The organism is Caballeronia sordidicola (genome assembly GCF_000729995.1).
Lineage (GTDB): Bacteria > Pseudomonadota > Gammaproteobacteria > Burkholderiales > Burkholderiaceae > Caballeronia > Caballeronia sordidicola_A.
In genome coordinates this window covers 34,999-52,826 of record NZ_JNFG01000010.1, presented here as the reverse complement: position 1 = coordinate 52,826, position 17,828 = coordinate 34,999, and the positions used below count along the sequence as shown (strand labels likewise).

At 60.5% G+C, this 17,828-nt stretch carries 11 protein-coding genes and 1 pseudogene; 7 read left to right on the top strand and 5 right to left on the bottom strand.

Annotated features, from left to right (window positions below; genetic code table 11):
- Positions 1-57: 57 nt before the first annotated feature.
- Both FH08_RS0111060 and FH08_RS0111055 read right to left on the bottom strand, forming a co-directional pair.
- Positions 58-1,284 (bottom strand): M24 family metallopeptidase, encoded by a 1,227-nt coding sequence (locus tag FH08_RS0111060; RefSeq protein ID WP_031358377.1) that lies wholly within the window; start codon positions 1,282-1,284, stop codon positions 58-60.
- 18 nt (positions 1,285-1,302) lie between these two features.
- Entirely contained in the window at positions 1,303-2,190 is an 888-nt protein-coding gene (locus FH08_RS0111055) for a hypothetical protein (RefSeq protein WP_031358376.1), read from the bottom strand.
- A gap of 117 nt (positions 2,191-2,307) precedes the next feature.
- On the opposite strand from FH08_RS0111055, the gene FH08_RS0111050 reads away from it, so the two are divergent.
- Complete coding sequence (locus FH08_RS0111050; protein ID WP_031358375.1) at positions 2,308-3,210, top strand: LysR substrate-binding domain-containing protein; 903 nt, start codon at positions 2,308-2,310, stop codon at positions 3,208-3,210.
- 147 nt (positions 3,211-3,357) lie between these two features.
- Entirely contained in the window at positions 3,358-3,912 is a 555-nt protein-coding gene (locus FH08_RS0111045; protein WP_031358374.1) for a GNAT family N-acetyltransferase, read from the top strand.
- Here the strand turns inward: FH08_RS0111045 and FH08_RS0111040 are convergent.
- Positions 3,909-4,841, bottom strand: coding sequence for a LysR family transcriptional regulator (locus tag FH08_RS0111040; protein WP_031358373.1), 933 nt, complete (start codon positions 4,839-4,841; stop codon positions 3,909-3,911). The genes FH08_RS0111045 and FH08_RS0111040 overlap by 4 nt on opposite strands.
- The gene (locus FH08_RS0111035) at positions 4,838-6,394 is read right to left on the bottom strand and encodes a methyl-accepting chemotaxis protein (protein WP_031358372.1); all 1,557 of its coding nucleotides are present in this window, start codon (positions 6,392-6,394) and stop codon (positions 4,838-4,840) included. The genes FH08_RS0111040 and FH08_RS0111035 overlap by 4 nt, the downstream gene beginning before the upstream one ends.
- A gap of 125 nt (positions 6,395-6,519) precedes the next feature.
- Here FH08_RS0111035 and FH08_RS51790 point away from each other — a divergent pair, with 125 nt between their 5' ends.
- The 4 genes and pseudogenes from FH08_RS51790 (at position 6,520) to FH08_RS48345 (ending at position 13,614) form a co-directional block, all read left to right on the top strand.
- Entirely contained in the window at positions 6,520-6,786 is a 267-nt protein-coding gene (locus FH08_RS51790) for a hypothetical protein (RefSeq protein ID WP_152602790.1), read from the top strand.
- Between the two features lie 12 nt (positions 6,787-6,798).
- Positions 6,799-7,569: a putative hydro-lyase gene (locus FH08_RS0111030; protein WP_031358371.1), complete on the top strand. Its 771-nt coding sequence runs from the start codon at positions 6,799-6,801 to the stop codon at positions 7,567-7,569.
- A 29-nt stretch (positions 7,570-7,598) separates the two neighbouring features.
- Positions 7,599-8,903: an MFS transporter gene (locus tag FH08_RS0111025; protein ID WP_031358370.1), complete on the top strand. Its 1,305-nt coding sequence runs from the start codon at positions 7,599-7,601 to the stop codon at positions 8,901-8,903.
- A gap of 1,077 nt (positions 8,904-9,980) precedes the next feature.
- Positions 9,981-13,614 (top strand): annotated as a pseudogene (locus FH08_RS48345) (hydantoinase B/oxoprolinase family protein).
- 60 nt (positions 13,615-13,674) lie between these two features.
- Here FH08_RS48345 and FH08_RS0111015 read toward each other — a convergent pair.
- Positions 13,675-15,606, bottom strand: coding sequence for a potassium transporter Kup (locus tag FH08_RS0111015; protein ID WP_031358369.1), 1,932 nt, complete (start codon positions 15,604-15,606; stop codon positions 13,675-13,677).
- 447 nt (positions 15,607-16,053) lie between these two features.
- Here FH08_RS0111015 and FH08_RS0111010 point away from each other — a divergent pair, with 447 nt between their 5' ends.
- Complete coding sequence (locus FH08_RS0111010; protein ID WP_081889435.1) at positions 16,054-17,799, top strand: S10 family peptidase; 1,746 nt, start codon at positions 16,054-16,056, stop codon at positions 17,797-17,799.
- Positions 17,800-17,828: the final 29 nt, after the last annotated feature.

Here is a 17,828-nt window from a genome sequence, read left to right as displayed (position 1 = left end):
CTTGCACCTATGGGGTTGGTTTGTTATCGATTTCTAGTGATGCGGCGTGGGTGAGAATCAGGCCAGCAACCTGGCCTCGAACGGATAATCCGAGAGCAGTTCGACGCGGCCGTCGTCGCGAATGTAGACCTGCTCTTCGAGCTTCACGCCTTCGCCGCCGGCCTCGTGTCCGATATAGCTTTCGATACACAGGGTCATGCCCGGCTCGATCACGCCGTCATACCCCTTGGCCTCGTTGTCCTCTCTATGCACGATGTACGGATACTCGCCCGTCATGCCAACGCCATGCGCGAGCGCGAAATAGCGGCGTGCACGGTATGGCTCGGGAATCTTCCACGCCCGGGCGATGAACTCCTGGAAGGTCGTGCCCGCACGCACATTCTCCATGTTCGAATGAATCTGCTCGTATGCGAGCTGGTAGAGATTCTTTTGTGCGGCTGTCGCCTGCACATCGCCGCAAAGGAACGTGCGCGAAAAATCCGCGTAGTAGCCGAAGCGGCCGACCACGTCCGTGTCGAGCCCGACGAGTTCACCCGACTGGATCTTGCGCGGACTGCTTTCCTGGAACCACGGATTGGTGCGCGGCCCCGAACTGATCAGGCGCGTTTCAATGTAGTCGCCATCGGTTGCAATGATGTGCTGATGCAGATGCGACCATAGCTCGTTCTCGCTGATGCCCGGCACAAGCGCTGCTTCCAGTTTGCGCACGCCTTCTTCAGCGGCACGCAGCGACGCGCGGATCATCTTGATCTCGTTGGGCACCTTGATGGCACGCGCCCGTTCGAGCGGCTCCTGTGCATCGAAGACCTGATAGCCGCGCGCCTGCAATGCGAACGCCGCGGCGGACGTCGCGCTTTCAATCGCAATGCGCTTGCCGCCGCCGCTTTGTTTCATCAGCTCATCGATTTCTGCTGCCCAGCGCTCGGTGACCTGACCGAGCATGTCGTCGCAGAAGTAATAGGAAATCGCGGTGGCGGGGCGGACTTCATCGACGGTGTCCAGCCCGTCGGCCAGGAAATCGCAGCCTGCGTACTCGAACAGTACGACCTTGCCTTCCGCCGGCACGAACACATAGCGGGCCGGGTTGCGCATTGAATAGACCTGCATGTTGCGCGAGCCGGTGGCGTAGCGCATGTGCGTCGGGTCGAACAGAACAGCGGCGGTCAAATCGCGCTTCTTCAGCTCACGGCGCACGGCAGCCAGCCGGTCACGCTGAATCTGCGCAATTTCTGCTGCGGTGGGTTCGCAATCTTCAGGAAGATGGGTGGGGCGAATAATCGACATGTGGGCTTTTTATGAGAGTTAATCGACGAGGCTATCGGCGCGAACGAGCCGTTGTTCGGCTTCCAGATGAGCTTCCGAAACGCGGCCGTATAACTGCCGTGTCCGTTCAAGCCGTCCGATCACGCCAGGCTTTTGCGAGTAAGCAAAAATTGCTGTGTGACGCTCGACTTCTCCCGCTACCTGCGTGACGCGGTGCAGCGAAAAGCGGCCCTTGAACAATTGCAGGTCTCCCGGACGCAACGTAATGATGTTGATGGCTTCGCGGGTTTCCCCTCGTACCACCCGGCCGACGCCTTCATAGTTCTCGCCTTGCGGCGTGCGAATGTTCGGGCAGTATTCGAAGTCACCGCCCGAGGTGGGTTGCTGTGTCATCATCGAAACGATGAATTCGTTCGTGTCGTAATGCCACGGCTGTTCAGTGCCGGGCGGCATCACGTTCTGCACCAGGCCCGCATACGGATCGGCGTATTCCCACACCCGCGTTTCGCCCAGGCAGTCGGCCACGAAACGCTTCATCGCCTGGGCGACATAGATGCGATGCACGATCGCGTCTGCCGGAATCAGGTCGCGTGTCACAAAGCCGCTAGTGCGGTCCATGAAGATGCGGCGCGGATCGGCGTCGGACAACGTGGGATCGTCGGCGGTGAAGTAGGCGTTGACCTTACGAGTTGAAAAGTAGGTTTTTGTGGCTAGGGCGCGACCCTCGTTGCGTGCCCGCTCCAGCGCCTCCGGGCGCAGGAAGTCGTGCAGCACGGCGCTGCCGCTCGCGGCCAGATCGGCGCGGCAGGCCGCCACCAGTTCGTTCAGGCGCGGGCTGTCCGGGTCGTGCAAGGGATAGCGGTCGGTGTTGACGATATCGCTGAGATCCAGGCATTCAGCATCGGCAAGTGAAACAGAGAGAACCACGGCAGGCTCCAAATCGATATTTTGGCGAGTGGATTTACGAGTCGACTTCAACAACAATCTGCGAACGACGGCCCGATCTTTTGGCGGCCAATTTCTTTTGGAAAGCGAGTATTTCCGATGGATTCCATTAGCGAACCCGATTGGTCGAAGATCGCTTCACTCGATGCGGAACTCGTACGTGCGTTTGTAGTAGTGGCTGAAAGCGGGGGTTTCACGGCGGCGGCACGCCAGCTTCATCGCACGCAATCAACCATCAGCCTGCGTATCAGGACGCTCGAAGAACGGCTTGGCGCGCATCTGTTCTTGCGCAACAGCCGTCATTTCGCGCTCTCAAGCGATGGCGAGAATTTCCTGATCCACGCTCGGCGGATATTGCAGGTGCAGAACGAGGCGATTGCATCGCTCACGCGAGGTAGCCGCGGCAACGTGATTCGTTTCGGGCTGCCGGAAGATTATGCTGAGCTTTGGCTGCCGGAATTGCTGCGGGCGTTTTACGCGTTGCGCCCCGGCGCTCGGCCGCATATTCATTGCCGGACATCGCTGGAATTGCTGGAACGGCTGGGTGCAGGTGAACTCGATCTGGCGCTGGTCGTGCGGCATGGCGAGCGTGCCGGGGGAAAACCCCTAGCGCGTCAGGAACTGGTGTGGGCGGCTCATCATGATTTCGAGTTGTGCGCGGATGCGCCGGTGCCGCTCGCTCTCTTCGACGAAAGCTGTACTTATCGGCAACGGGGATTGCAGGCGCTGACCGCGATCGGGCGGGATTATCAACTCGTGTACACGAGCCAAAGTCCCACCGGCATCCGCATTGCGGTGAATCATGGCGCGGCGGTGACCATCATCGATCGTCGGACGCTGCCCGCATGCTGGCGCACGTTCGGCGAAGCGGATGGCCTGCCGGCGCTGCCGCCGGCCGAACTGGAACTTCACATCGCACCGACCATGCGTAACGAAGCAACGCGCGACCTGAGCGCGTTGATCGAGACGCTGGTGTCCGAGCATAGCGGCGTGATGGTTTGAGGGTTGATGGCTGGCCGCACGGCTCGCCAATTCGCACCACGCTTGGCGAACTTTCCGGTCCTGACCCGAGCGGTTATATTCCCTGTTCCCTTCAGGCTACGCCGCTAGCGACGTCCCCTGTCCTATTCACGCTTTCACGTTTCGCCCATGCCCCACTCCGCTGCTGTTCTGGAAACCGATCGCCTCGTCCTCCGCCCACCGCAACAAGCCGATTTCGACGACATCTACGCCATGTGGTCGGACATCAATGTCGTGCGCCATGTCACCGGCAACGCCTTCACGAAAGAGGAAGCATGGGCGCGCCTGCTTCGAAGCGCGGGGCATTGGTCATTGATGGGATTCGGCTACTGGGTAGTCAGCGAGAAGCACAGCGGCAAGTTCGTCGGCGAGGTCGGCTTCGGGCAATTCAAGCGCGGTATCGATCCCGCGTTCGATGAAGCGCCGGAGATCGGATGGATGTTGACTGCCGAATCGCAAGGACAAGGCTACGGAACCGAAGCCGTGCGCGCCGCGTTGCGATGGGCGGATGCACGCTGGCCCGAAGCGGAGATTGTCTGCATCATCTCGCCGGAAAATGCGCCCTCGCTTGCGCTCGCCAAAAAATTCTCATTCGCACAAAGTCGCGCAACAACGTACAAGGGTAGGGCAACCGTTGTATTCCAGCGCGAGGCGTCATCGCGTGAAAGCGAAAGTGAAATTTAAAGCCCTTCCAGGAAGTCTTTTTTGATCGATTTGGAGTAGGCGGAACACGCTACGTGCGCAGCGTTGGCCGCCGCATTGACCATGACACTCGCATCGACGGGCTTGCATAGCGACACAACAATCGGCGGTGGAACCGGCTTCAACGGCAACTCGACGAACTCGCCGCTTTGCAATTCCTTCGCGACGAAAAGACTGGGAATACCGGCAACGCCATATCCATCGCGCACCAGTTGAACGATTGCGGCCACCGAGGGCGAGCACGTAATACGCGTTTGTTCGGGCCGCATGTTCTCTTGCCGCGCAAGCGTATGTACGATACTTTCCAGCGCGACTTGCGGCGCTGTCCCACGGCCGAACGTGACTATTGGCCGTTGCAAAACACGTAACGCAAGCCCCGCCGTGCGTCGCGACAACAACCCGCGCCGCGCGATCCAGCGCACCGGATAACTCGCCACCGCACTCGATGCAATCTTGGTGCTATCGATCCCCTCCACCCGTATGACGAGATCAAGCTCACCGCTCAGCAAGCGGCGCTGCAACACCGAACTGGAGTCGACGGTGAGATCGACATCGAGCTTCGGATAGTTCGCATTCAAGTACGTGATGTAGTGCGACAGCCAGCTATGCACCACTGTTTCGATGACGCCCAACCGCAGCTTGCCGCCGACCACGACCTCCTGACCCGCCGCCTCGCGCAACGCACGCGCGGCATCGACCACGTTCCTCGCGAGCCCGAGCAGACTCTGCCCTGCCGTCGTCAACCGGAACGCGGTTGAGGTGCGGTCGACCAGCTCAGTCTTCAACTCGTCCTCAAGCGACTTGATGCGCAGCGAAATGGTCGCGGGCGTAGCGTGCATGACACGCGCCGTCGCCCGGAAACTTTCCAGTTCAGCCAGCGTCACGAAGGTCTCGAGGAAACGTGTATTCATGCAGGCGTCAGCCGGAACGACTGCATGGCGTCACCCAGGCGGAGGGCCTGATCGTTCATCGAACTCGCTGCCGCTGCGGCCTGCTCGACCAGCGCCGCGTTCTGTTGCGTGGTGCCGTCCATCTGCGCGATGGCTCGGTTGACCTCTTCAATCCCCACGCTCTGCTGGCTCGACGCAGTAGCAATGTCCTCCACAATCGATGTCACGCGTTTGACCGCCGTGACGATATCGGCCATTGCCTTGCCCGCGTTTTCGGCGAGTCCCGCGCCGCTTTCGATCTGCGTCAGCGAGGTATCGACCAGCACGCGGATCTCTTTTGCCGCAGCCGCGCTGCGTTGCGCGAGGCTGCGCACTTCGCCCGCCACCACCGCAAAACCACGGCCGTTTTCACCGGCCCGCGCCGCTTCAACCGCCGCGTTCAGCGCAAGAATATTCGTCTGAAATGCAATGCCGTCGATCACCGCCGTGATCTCGGCAACTTGCTTCGAGCTCGTTGCAATTGCGCGCACGTTCTCGACCACGTCATTCACCACGTTGCCGCCTCGCAGCGCCTGCGCCGACGCGCTTGCCGCAACCTGACTTGCTTGCGACGCGTTATCGGCATTCGCCCGGACCGTGGTCGTGATCTCGTCCATGGCCGCCGCGGTCTCCTGCAGCGCCGCTGCCTGCTGCTCGGTGCGGCTCGACAGGTCCGCGTTGCCGCTGGCAATTTCCGCGGCGGCAAGCTTGATGGCATCGGCCGCGTCCTTCACGCGCGATACCGTGCCCGCCAGGCTATCGCGCGTATGGGCAATCGCTGAGATAACGCTATGCGTATCGCCGGCCGTCACATCGATACGCCCCGTCAGGTCGCCCGATGCTATCTGCCGCGCGAGTTGCGCGGCGTCGGCAGGTTCACCGCCAAGCGAGCGGCGCACGCTCTTGATTGCCAGCGATGCAAACAGCGAAATAGCCGCGCCGAGTGCGAACAGCATCAGGAACGAATGCAAGAGCGTGCGATAGAACGCCGCCTGGATGTCGTCCTGATACGTGCCGGCGATCATGTCCCAGTCCCACGGCTTGTAGCGTTTCGTATAGCCCAGCTTCGAACTCGGTTCGGTCTCGCCCGGCTTCGGCCACCAGTATTCGAGGAACCCCGCGCCTTCCGCGGAACTGCCCGCCGCGGCGATGGCCTTGTAGAGCGGGTTGCCCTTCGCGTCCTTCCAGTCCGACATGTCTTTGCCGTCCAGCTTCGGGCTGATCGGATGCATGATCATGACCGAATTCGCCCCGACGATAGTCACGTACCCGCCGCCGTCGTACCGCAGGTCGCCGATCCGCGCGATGGCTTCCTGCTTCGCGGCGTCGACGGACATCTTGCCGCTCTGCGCCAGCTTGTCGAGGCCGGCGGCGATTGAATACGACATCGAGACAATATCGCCCAGATCGCGGTGACGCTCTGACAACTGCAGGTCACGCGTCTGGTAAGCGTGCCAGACGGTCAGCGTCAGAAGGCCGAACCACGACAGAATCAGCGGCATCCATAACTTCTGACGCAAGGACAGACGGTTCATTTTTTTGTTTTCCAGTTGAAAGGAACGGCGGTCAGGAGAGGCGCGGGAGAACGAGCCCGCTGGTTCGCTTAACGGCAGCCCGGAGGAATTATTAACTCCGCCAAAAAAATGCGCCTGCGTGATCGATGATTTTTGCCGTGCATTTCCTAGCAAAAAATGCACGCCGGCCTGCGGGCGTCAGCACGTCAAAACATCGCGGAAAAAGGCATGCAGCCTTGCTTTGCGCCTATTTGTCTAGTGCCTTGAGCCAAAACCCGCTACGTGAAAACCCGCACGAAACTGTTAAGAAAACCTTAACGCATACGAGCGGAATTACTCGCTGGCGCCGCTTTTTTTTCGACCCTAACCTGCATCCCATCACTTGCTTCATCGCCATTTCATTGCATTCGTGAGGGACCTGAACCATGCCGCACCTTTTCCGCCAGCAAGTCCGCAGCAAGCGTTTTACCGGTCCGACGGCCGGTCACTGCGGCGAGTTCGCGCAAGCCAATCTCGCCGTCATCCCAAGCGCTTATGCAGAGGATTTCCTGCGTTTTTGCGTGCGCAACCCCAAGGCGTGCCCGCTGCTCGGCGTGGGTGAACCCGGTGAGTGGAACGTCCCTGCGCTGGGCCGAGACCTCGATATCCGCACCGACGTTCCCGGCTATAACGTGTATCGCGACGGCGTGTTGTGCGAGCAGCCGGGCGATATCGTCGAACTCTGGCGCGACGATCTGGTGGTGTTTGCCATCGGCTGCTCGTTTTCATTCGAACAGATGCTGGGGCGCGAACGTATTCCGTTACGGCACGTCGATGAGGGCGTCAACGTGCCGATGTTCCGGACGAACATTTCCAACCAGGCGGCCGGGCCGTTCGGCGGCAAGCTGGTCGTCTCCATGCGTCCCATGAGCGGCGCGCATGCGGTGCGCGCTGTCCAGATCACGAGCCGGTTTCCTTCGGTGCACGGTGCACCGGTGCATCTGGGCAGCCCGGCGGTGCTCGGTATTGAAGACTTGATGCAGCCCGATTACGGTCAACCGGTCTCGATCCATGAACACGAAATACCCGTGTTCTGGGCGTGCGGTGTGACGCCGCAAAGCGCCATTGAAAGCGCGCGGCTGCCGTTCGCCATTGCGCATCGGCCGGGTCACATGCTCATGACCGACATCCCCAACTCATCGCTCGCTGTGCTCTGAGCGCACGCTCACGAACCCTGGAGAAAGCCATGAATACCGAAGCCCACTATGCGAGCACGCAAGTTGAAGCGCTGCCCGATGAACCCGCCAGCAGCGGCATGTTCGGCTGGTATAAACACACGACCCCAAGCGAGAAGCGCGCGTTCTGGAGCTGCAAGATAGGCTATGGACTCGACGCCATGGACACGCAGTTCCTAAGCTTCGTGATCCCCACCCTGATTGCAACCTGGGGGTTGAGCAAGGGCGAAGCCGGGTTGATCGGAACGGTGACGTTGCTGACGTCCGCGCTCGGCGGTTGGGTGGCAGGCATTCTCTCGGATCGCATCGGCCGAGTGAAGACGCTGCAAATCACTATTCTATGGTTCGCGTTCTTCACGCTCGTCTGCGCGTTTGCTCAGAATTACTCGCAGTTGCTGGTTGCACGCGGCTTGATGGGCTTTGGCTTCGGTGGCGAGTGGACAGCGGGCGCTGTATTGATCGGCGAGGTCATCCGCCCGCGCGATCGAGGCAAGGCAGTGGGCATGGTGCAGGCGGGTTGGGCAATTGGTTGGGCGGTCGCCGCTGGTCTCTATACGCTGGTGTTTTCGTTTCTCCCCGGCGACATCGCATGGCGCGCACTGTTCGCGCTCGGGATCTTGCCCGCGCCGTTCGTGATCATGATCCGCCGTCTTGTCGACGAGCCCGAAGTCCACAAGGCGCAAAAACAACGCGAACTGGAAACCAATGACCGCAGCTCGTTCCTCGAAATCTTCGGCCCCGGTATCTGGTTCACCACGCTGCGCACGGCCATTCTCGCGACCGGCACGCAGGGCGGCTATTACGCCATTACTACGTGGTTGCCGACGTACCTGAAGACCGAGCAGCACCTGAGCGTAGTCGGCACTGGCGGCTATCTCGCCGTGGTGATCGCTGGATCGTATGCGGGGTACCTGTGTGGCGCATTTCTCAGCGACCGCTTCGGCAGACGACTTAACTTCATCGTGTTTTCGCTGGCTTCCATGATCATCGCGCTGGTCTACACCCGTGTGCCGATGAGCAACACCTTGCTCCTGATCCTTGGCTTTCCGCTTGGCTTTTTTGCGTCGGGGATCTTTGCCGGCATGGGCGCGTTCATGACCGAGTTGTTTCCTACACGGATACGTGGTTCTGGTCAGGGCTTTTGCTACAACTTCGGCCGTGCTGTCGGCGCGACGTTTCCTTTCCTGATCGGTTTTGTCGCGCAGAAAATGTCCTTGGGCATCGCGATTGGGACGTTCGCGGCTGCGGCCTATGGCGTGGTGATTTTGGCGGCGTTGACGTTGCCGGAGACGCGTGGCGCTAAGCTTGTTTCTTAGATTTTGCTCGCGGAGGGGTGGGGTGTTCGCACTGGTGGACGGGGGGGTAGTGGTCGAAGTCAGTGCCGGGTGCTAGGTTCCTGCGGTAGCGGTCGGAGTCAATGCCGGGTTGCTGCTTTCAGTGTTAGCGGTCTGCATGAGTCGGATATTCTCTTTATCACTATTAGCCACTGTGCGTGGCGGCACGTCATTTCTTTGTCCAAAGCGACAAAGAAACGAAGCAAAGAAAACGCTTTCAGAACGAGGGCTCATAAGTTGACCCAGCGTGCAGTTTCCGCGTTTTTGGCACCCCAAAAGCACGGTGCTCGCCAGAACGACGGATGTGTGAAACCCTCCTTCTCGCGAATTCTTACACGCACACGCTTCGCCCCGTACGCTCTCGGGCAAGCACCATTGCCAAAGAACCAACACGGCCTTACGCGTATTTACGGCTCCATTTTTCGGAGATTGGTTTAGTAGTCTGTGCTGCTGAGTAATCTGCGCTGTTATCTTCGTTGGCCACACGACCCGACGCATACCGCTATATATTTTGGTGGTTTTGATTGTGCGACTCACAGTGTTATTCGTGCGGTACGGCCTCATGCATTCTAGGGGCTTTGTTTCTTAGCGGGTTGGCGACGTGGTTCGGGATGCATACAAATTGTTAGGTGGTTGTCCGCGGATAGCGCGGGGTGTCCCTTGGGCAGGTTCAATCACTGGTGGCGAAGCGTGTGGGTATCCGTGTTCGGAGAAGGAGGGTTTCACACATCCTCCATTCTGGCGAGCACCGTGCTTTTGGGGTGCCAAAAACGTGGAAACTGCACGCTAGGTCAACTTATGAGCCCTCGTTCTGAAAGCGTTTTCTTTGCTTCGTTTCTTTGTCGCTTTGGACAAAGAAATGACGTGCCGCCACGCACAGTGGCTAATAGTGATAAAGAAAAAAGCCAACTCAAGCAGACCACTAACGCCGAAAGCAGCAACCCGGCACTGACTCCGACCGCTAACGCAAAACCTAGCAACCGGGCACCAATCCACCTCCGTCCACCGGCGCGAGCACCCCGCCCTTCCTAAGTTATCCTTTACAACAGGACCACTCCCATGTCCCAGACAAATCCCTCCCACGACCGCCGCTGGCAATTCTGGATCGACCGCGGAGGCACCTTCACCGACATCGTCGCGCGCCGCCCCGATGGCCGCATCGTCACGCATAAGGTGTTGTCAGAGAACCCCGAGCGATATCGCGACTCCGCTGTGCATGGCATCCGCGAGCTGCTGGGCATCGCAAACCACGAAGCCGTGCCCGCCGAGCTAATCGATAGCGTACGGATGGGCACCACAGTAGCCACGAACGCGCTGCTCGAACGCAAGGGCGCGCCAACGCTGCTCGCTATCACGAAAGGCTTCGCCGATGCCCTGCGCATCGCGTATCAAAGCCGGCCGAAGCTATTCGTGCGAAACATTGAATTGCCGACGCTCCTGTACGAGCAAGTTGTTGAAATCGATGAGCGGATCGGCGCACGCGGTGAAGTCGTGCGGGAACTCGACGTCGAGCAGGCTCGCCAAGCGTTGCAAAGCGCCTTCGATAACGGCATCCGGTCCTGCGCAATCGTATTGATGCATGGCTACCGTTACACCGCGCATGAACAAAAGCTCAAGGAGCTTGCGGAGCAAATCGGTTTTACGCAGATCTCCGTCAGCCACGAAGTCAGCCCGCTGATGAAGCTGGTCTCGCGGGGTGACACCACTGTAGTCGACGCATACCTCTCACCCATCCTGCGCCGCTATGTCGGGCAGGTTGAAGCCGATCTGGGTGCAGTGCCGCTGCAATTCATGCAGAGCAATGGCGGCCTCACCGATGCCCATCGTTTCCAGGGCAAGGATGCGATCCTGTCGGGACCAGCGGGTGGCATCGTAGGAGCAGCGCAGGTATCGAAACTCGCGGGCTTCGACAAGATCATCGGCTTCGACATGGGCGGCACATCCACCGACGTCACGCACTACGCCGGCGAGTACGAGCGCGAGTTCGCCACCGAAGTGGCCGGCGTGCGCATCCGTGCGCCCATGATGAAGATCCATACGGTTGCGGCGGGCGGCGGCTCGATCTGCAGCTTCGACGGCGCGCGTTTTCGCGTCGGGCCGCAAAGCGCGGGCGCGAATCCCGGACCGGCTTCGTACCGGCGCGGTGGCCCGCTGACCGTAACCGACTGCAACGTGATGACCGGCAAGATCAGCGCGCGCTGGTTCCCGCACGTGTTCGGGCCGGACGGCGACCTGCCGCTCGACGCCGATGTCGTGCAACGCAAGTTCGCGGAGGTGGCAGCGGCGGTGGCAGCCGCGACCGGCGTCGCGCGAACGCCTGAAGAAATTGCGGAAGGCTTCCTGAAGATCGCAGTCGAGAACATGGCGAACGCGATCAAGCAGATTTCCGTGCAGCGCGGCTACGACGTCACGCACTACACGCTCGCGTGTTTTGGCGGCGCGGGCGGTCAGCATGCGTGCCTCGTCGCTGACGCGCTCGGCATGTCGCGCGTGTTCATCCATCCGCTGGCGGGCGTTCTGTCGGCCTACGGCATGGGTCTCGCCGATGTCCGCGCACTGCGGCAGCAAGCGCTTGAAACACCGCTTGATCGCGAAGCGCTCGCAGCTTGCGGTCACACGTTCGGACCACTGGAAACAGCAGCGCAAAACGAAGTTGCCGAGCAACGCATTCCCGTCGATAACATCGCGTTGCGGCGCACGCTGCATATCAAATACGACGGCACCGACACCGCGCTTGAAATCAACTTCTCGACGGAACCGGCAAGTATCGTTGCGACGTTCGAGCGTTTGTATCGTACGCGTTATGGCTTCCTCATGCCGAACAAGACGCTGATCATCGAAGCGGTCGCGGTCGAAGCCATCGGCCGCACGCAGGACGCTGAAGACGAACAATGGCCGCTGGCCGAGCATGCATCGATGAATCCGGAAGCGCTTGCGACCACGCGCATTTTCTCGGGCGGTGAATGGCGCGATACCCCTGTCTTCGATCGCGATGCGCTGGCGCCCGGCGCGCGTATCGACGGCCCGGCGATCGTCAACGAGCGTACCGGAACGACCGTGATCGAACCCGGCTGGCAAGTCGTGGTCAGCAAGCACAATCATCTCGTGGTTGAACGAACGACCGCGCTCGTCAATCGACATGCTGCAGGTACGCAGGCGGACCCTGTGCTGCTTGAAGTGTTCAATAACCTGTTCATGTCGATTGCCGAACAGATGGGCGTGACGCTCGCTAACACGTCGTACTCGGTGAATATCAAGGAACGTCTCGACTTTTCGTGCGCGCTCTTCGACACCGGCGGCAACCTGATCGCCAACGCGCCGCATATGCCGGTGCATCTCGGGTCGATGGGCGAAAGTGTGCAGACAATCATCGACCGGCGTGCGGGCACCATGCAAGCCGGCGATGTCTACGTGCTCAACGCACCGTACGCAGGCGGTACGCATTTGCCGGACGTGACCGTCATCATGCCGGTGTTCGTCGATGCCAGCTCCACACCGACCTTCTATGTCGCGGCGCGCGGACACCATGCGGATATCGGCGGCATCACGCCCGGCTCCATGCCGCCGGATTCCACGCACGTAGACCAGGAAGGCGTGTTGCTCGACAACATTCAACTCGTGGCGCAAGGGCGTTTTCTCGAACGTGAAATACGCGACCTGCTGACTTCCGGCCAGTATCCGGTACGCAACGTCGAGCAGAACCTGGCCGATCTGCGTGCGCAAGTTGCCGCTTGCACGAAGGGCGCGCAGGAGCTTGAACGCATGTGCGGGCAGTTCGGTCTGGATGTGGTGCGTGCTTATATGCAGCACGTGCAGGACAACGCGGAAGAAGTCGTGCGGCGCACGCTTTCCGTGCTCAAGGACGGCCGTTTCGAATACGCGCTCGACGACGGCGCGAAGATCGTGGTGGCGGTATCGATCAACCGCGAAGCGCGGTCGGCCGTGATCGATTTCGAGGGCACGAGCGCGCAGCAACCGAACAACTACAACGCGCCATCGGCGATCTGCAAGGCGGCGGTGCTGTATGTGTTCCGCACGCTGGTAGACGACGATATCCCGCTCAACGCCGGTTGCCTGAAGCCGCTCGAGATCCGCATTCCGGCGGGATCGATGCTCAATCCGCACTATCCGGCAGCGGTGGTGGCGGGTAATGTCGAGACCTCGCAAGTTGTCACCGACGCCCTCTACGGCGCGCTCGGCGTGATGGCCGGCGCACAGGGCACGATGAACAACTTCACCTTCGGCAACGAGCAGTTCCAGTACTACGAGACCATCTGCGGCGGCGCGGGTGCCGGCCCTGCCTTTGACGGTTGCAGCGCGGTCCAGACGCACATGACGAACTCGCGGCTGACCGACCCGGAAGTGCTCGAGTGGCGCTTTCCGGTACGTCTCGACGACTTCCGCATCCGCCGCGGCAGCGGCGGTGCGGGACTGCATACAGGCGGCGACGGCACCGAGCGAAGGGTACGTTTCCTCGCGCCGATGACCGCGGTGATCCTCTCCAACCGGCGGCGTGTCGCGCCGTTCGGATTGGCGGGCGGCAAGGCGGGTGCGCTTGGTATGAACTGGGTCGAACGAGCGGGGGGGCAAGGAGCGTGAGACCTTCGGCGCGCGACATCAGTCGCAGATGAATCCCGACGATGTCTTCGTCATTCAGACTCCCGGCGGTGGCGGCTACGGCGAAGAGCGATGATGCCTGCTGTCCGTCTCGAGCTATTAGCGAGGCGGACAGCGGCACCTAAGAAAGCAAACCTCAGATCTCCACTTTCGATCCGAATTCGACCACGCGATTAGTTGGCAGCTTGAGATACGCCGATACATTGCCGACGTTGTGCAGCATGACGCCGAACAATCGCTCGCGCCACAGGGCCATGCACCTTTCCCTCTCGCGCTTCGGTATCACGGTCGCACGGCTCAGGAAGTAGGACGTCTCCGACTGCTCGAACACCAGGCCGTATGCCTTGCATGCTTCAAGGGCACGCGGCAAGTTGACCTCGTCCTTGAAGCCGTAAGAGATCGTGATGTGATAGCAGTCGCTACACAGCGATTGCACCGACACACGCTCGCTCTCTTCAACCCACGGGACCTCTTTGTTCGACACCGTCAGGAACACCACTCGCCGGTGCAACACCTGGTTATGCATGAGGTTGTTGATCAACGCATGCGGCACGCCATGAGGATCGGGCGACAGGAAAATCGCCGTCCCGTTGACCCGCACAGGAGAACGCGCCAGCAGCGACTCCAGGAACGGCTTGAGCGGCGTCGTCCCGGCCCGTACCTTGGCTTCCCCGAGCATGATTTCCCATCCACGTCCCCAGGTGGTCATGACGGCGAACATGAGCAGCCCGATCACGAGCGGGAACCACCCGCCCTGCGTGATCTTGAGCAGATTGGCCGAGAAGAACGTGGCATCGATCACAAAGAAAAACACCGTAGCGCCCACGCACAGAAACCAGTTGTAATGCCATGCATAACGAATCACGAAGAACGTAAGCATGGTCGTGATAAGCATGGTGCCGGTAACGGCAATGCCGTAAGCCGACCCCAGTGCAGTCGATGACCCGAAGCCGATCACAGCCGCCACCACGGCGACCAGCAAGGTCCAGTTGATGCCCGGAACGTAGATCTGCCCTATCTCTTTCGCCGATGTGTACACCACGTTCATGCGCGGCAGGAAGCCTAGCTGCATCGCCTGCTTCGTCATCGAATAGGTGCCTGAAATCACGGCTTGCGAGGCGATCACCGTGGCTATCGTCGACAACACGACCATGGGAAACAGCGACCACACCGGGAACAATCGATAGAACGGATTTTGCACAGCGGACGGATCGGACAGCAGTAGCGCGCCCTGTCCGAGGTAATTCAATGCGAGTGCCGGGAATACCAGGCCGAACCAGGTGAGCCGGATCGGATGGGCGCCGAAATGACCCATGTCGGCATATAGCGCCTCAGCGCCCGTCAAGGACAGCACGACGGCCCCCAGTGCGACGAACGCCAGCCACCGGTGATGCAGGCAGAATGCCAGCCCCGCAAACGGATTGAGCGCGACCAGGATATGCGGCGCGTTCATGATCTTGATGAGCCCCGCCCCGGCGATGACGATGAACCACACCACCATGATCGGCCCGAACACCGCGCCAATACCGGACGTCCCGTGCTTTTGCATCATGAACAACGTAATCAGCGCGGCCAGCGTGATCGGGATGACATAGGGCTTGAGCAACGGCGTTGCGACCTGCAGCCCTTCAACCGCGCTCAGCACTGATATGGCGGGCGTAATCACGCCATCGCCATAGAACAGTGCAGCACCCATCACACCGACGGCCAGCAGGGTATGACGAAGCCGTGGACGGCTCGCAACCGACGACGCGGCAAGCGCCAGCAGCGCCATGATTCCGCCTTCGCCGTGGTTATTCGCGCGCAGGATGAGCGTCACGTACTTGAGCGAGACGACCACCGTCAGCGACCAGAAGATCAGCGAGACAATGCCGATCACATTGCCGGGATCCAGCTTCAACCCGTTGGCGGGATCGAAGACCGTTTGCAGGGTGTACAACGGACTGGTGCCGATGTCGCCATAAACCACGCCAAGCGCAGCCAGCGCCAGGCCCAACACGGCCGGCCGATGCGGCTGGGGCTCACCAACGTTCTCAGCGCCGGTCGCAGCGGGTGCAGGTAGTCCCATGTCTCCTCCAGATGGCCGCCGCCGGGAGCCTGTGGCCCCGGGGTACGGATCGTCCGTCTGCTTGTTCTGGCGCGATCCGAAGCCGGCTTAATTGTCAGGCAAAAAGCGGTTTGTTATCTCTGGTTGATCCAAGTATAGGAAAGCGTAAGCGGATCGGCGAATCCATCTCGCGTACGGCAGCATAGATTGAGTGAACGGAAAAGGCGCTAAGGGTTAACTCAAGCATCTTTGGCTTCTTGTTGTACTTGTGTTCAGCCATGTCCTGGCTAACACCACGGCTTCGAAATACTTACATGAGCGCTTACGGACCTTGCGTTATCACTCCGATGACAACAACGCTATTGACGCAGCGAGTGGGCTTATCGAGAATCCACGCAGCACCTACAGAAAACAAAAACGGCTAGGACTAAGATGCGCGCTTGTTTCCATACAGCAGTAAGCGGTCTCATGAGCAGTCTGATCGTGCTTGGCCTCGCCGGCGGACCGTCCGCTGCCTTGTCCCAGGAAACCGGCGCAGCGCCGGCAGACACCTCAGCCGCGCCCGCCGACATACAGGAGTCGCCCGACGCGTCCGCTTCATTGCCGGCCGGAACACCAGCGCGCCCAGATGCGGCCAAACCCTCCGCTCAGGCCAGCGCCCGTGCCGCATCGGATGCGAACGTCAACCCCGCTCGCCGCAACAGCGTAAGCGCTGCGCGAGCGCCGGCCGCTGCCAGTGACGCCGCCAGCGAAACGAAAGCCGACACCCTGATACCGGTCCCGCCGGAAACCACGTCGGTCACGCAACATTCGATCCGTCTCGACGGGCACAAGATCGACTACACGGCCACAGCCGGCAATCTGCTTCTGCGCAACAACGCGGGGCAGGCAGAGGCCAGTGTCTTTTATGTTGCTTATACGTCGAATACGAAAAGCACCGCCACACGTCCCATCACGTTTCTTTTTAACGGCGGCCCGGGCGCGGGCAGCGTCTTCCTGCTGATGGGATCGTTCGGGCCGAAGCGTGCGCATACGTCGAGTCCCGCTATCACGGCGCCGGCGCCTTACGTGCTCGCGGACAATCCGGACAGTCTTCTGGACACGACCGATCTGGTCTTCATCGATGCACCCGGTGCAGGCTTCTCAAGAATCGTAGGCCGCGCCACCGGCAAGCGCTTCTGGGGCGTCGATGAAGACCTGGAGGCCTTCGACCACTTTATCGAGCGCTACCTGAGCGTGAACCAGCGCTGGAATTCGCCGAAGTACCTGCTTGGCGAATCGTATGGAACGGCGCGCGCCGCCATGCTTGCGTATCGCCTGAGCCAGAACAACATTGCGTTGAACGGGGTCGTCTTGATGTCCTCCGTCCTCAACTCGGGCGCGCACATGAATGGAACGGATCTGGAGGCCGAGAGCTACTTGCCGACCTATGCGGCCATTGCCTGGTATCACGACAAGATCGTGCCCAAGCCGCCGAGCTTACCGGCGTTCCTCGACGAGGTCCGGGCGTTCGCTTCCGGCCCCTACGCGCAAGCATTAGCAGCAGGCGATTCGCTCCCCGATTCCGAGCGCGACGCAATCGCCGCACGTTTGGCGCATTACACGGGGCTCGATGTGAACTACATCAAGCAGTCGCGCCTGCAAATCTGGCCGCCGCGATTTCGCAAGCAACTGCTGATACGCGAATCACGCACAGTGGGCCGCTACGATGCGCGATTCGAAGGCATGGACTACGACGACGCGTCCGAGCATCCCGACTACGACGCGTCGGTCACCAGCGTGTCGAGCGCCTTCGTTGCTGCGTTCCACGAGCATCTCGCACAAGACCTGCACGTCGAACCGAAAGATGCGTATCGCGTATTCAACGACGACGCGTTGAAGCAATGGAACTGGAAACATCGCGAGTGGTGGGGCGAGCAGCTTGCGTTGCCCTATGCAGCCGGCGACCTCGCTGAAGCGATGCGGCAGGATCCCCAACTGCGCGTGCTGTCGCTCAACGGCTATTTTGATCTGGCGACGCCGTTCTTTCAGACCGAATACGATCTGGCGCATATGGGGCTGGACCCGTCCCTCAGATCAAACGTGCAGCGCACGTATTATCCGACGGGCCACATGATCTATCTCGACGATGCCGCCCTGCATTCGCTCAAGCAAGATCTCGCGCGTTTTTATAGTGCCGGCGCGGCGCAAGCGCCGAAGGCTGGGTCGCAGTAGATCGAGAGCAAGCCGCTCATTCGTCATCC

Coding starts and splice junctions, on each gene's coding strand:
- FH08_RS0111060 (WP_031358377.1), bottom strand. CDS start 1,284: ATGTCGATTATTCGCCCCACCCATCTTCCTGAAGATTGCGAACCCACC.
- FH08_RS0111050 (WP_031358375.1), top strand. CDS start 2,308: ATGGATTCCATTAGCGAACCCGATTGGTCGAAGATCGCTTCACTCGAT.
- FH08_RS0111045 (WP_031358374.1), top strand. CDS start 3,358: ATGCCCCACTCCGCTGCTGTTCTGGAAACCGATCGCCTCGTCCTCCGC.
- FH08_RS0111040 (WP_031358373.1), bottom strand. CDS start 4,841: ATGAATACACGTTTCCTCGAGACCTTCGTGACGCTGGCTGAACTGGAA.
- FH08_RS0111035 (WP_031358372.1), bottom strand. CDS start 6,394: ATGAACCGTCTGTCCTTGCGTCAGAAGTTATGGATGCCGCTGATTCTG.
- FH08_RS51790 (WP_152602790.1), top strand. CDS start 6,520: ATGATTTTTGCCGTGCATTTCCTAGCAAAAAATGCACGCCGGCCTGCG.
- FH08_RS0111030 (WP_031358371.1), top strand. CDS start 6,799: ATGCCGCACCTTTTCCGCCAGCAAGTCCGCAGCAAGCGTTTTACCGGT.
- FH08_RS0111025 (WP_031358370.1), top strand. CDS start 7,599: ATGAATACCGAAGCCCACTATGCGAGCACGCAAGTTGAAGCGCTGCCC.
- FH08_RS0111015 (WP_031358369.1), bottom strand. CDS start 15,606: ATGGGACTACCTGCACCCGCTGCGACCGGCGCTGAGAACGTTGGTGAG.
- FH08_RS0111010 (WP_081889435.1), top strand. CDS start 16,054: ATGAGCAGTCTGATCGTGCTTGGCCTCGCCGGCGGACCGTCCGCTGCC.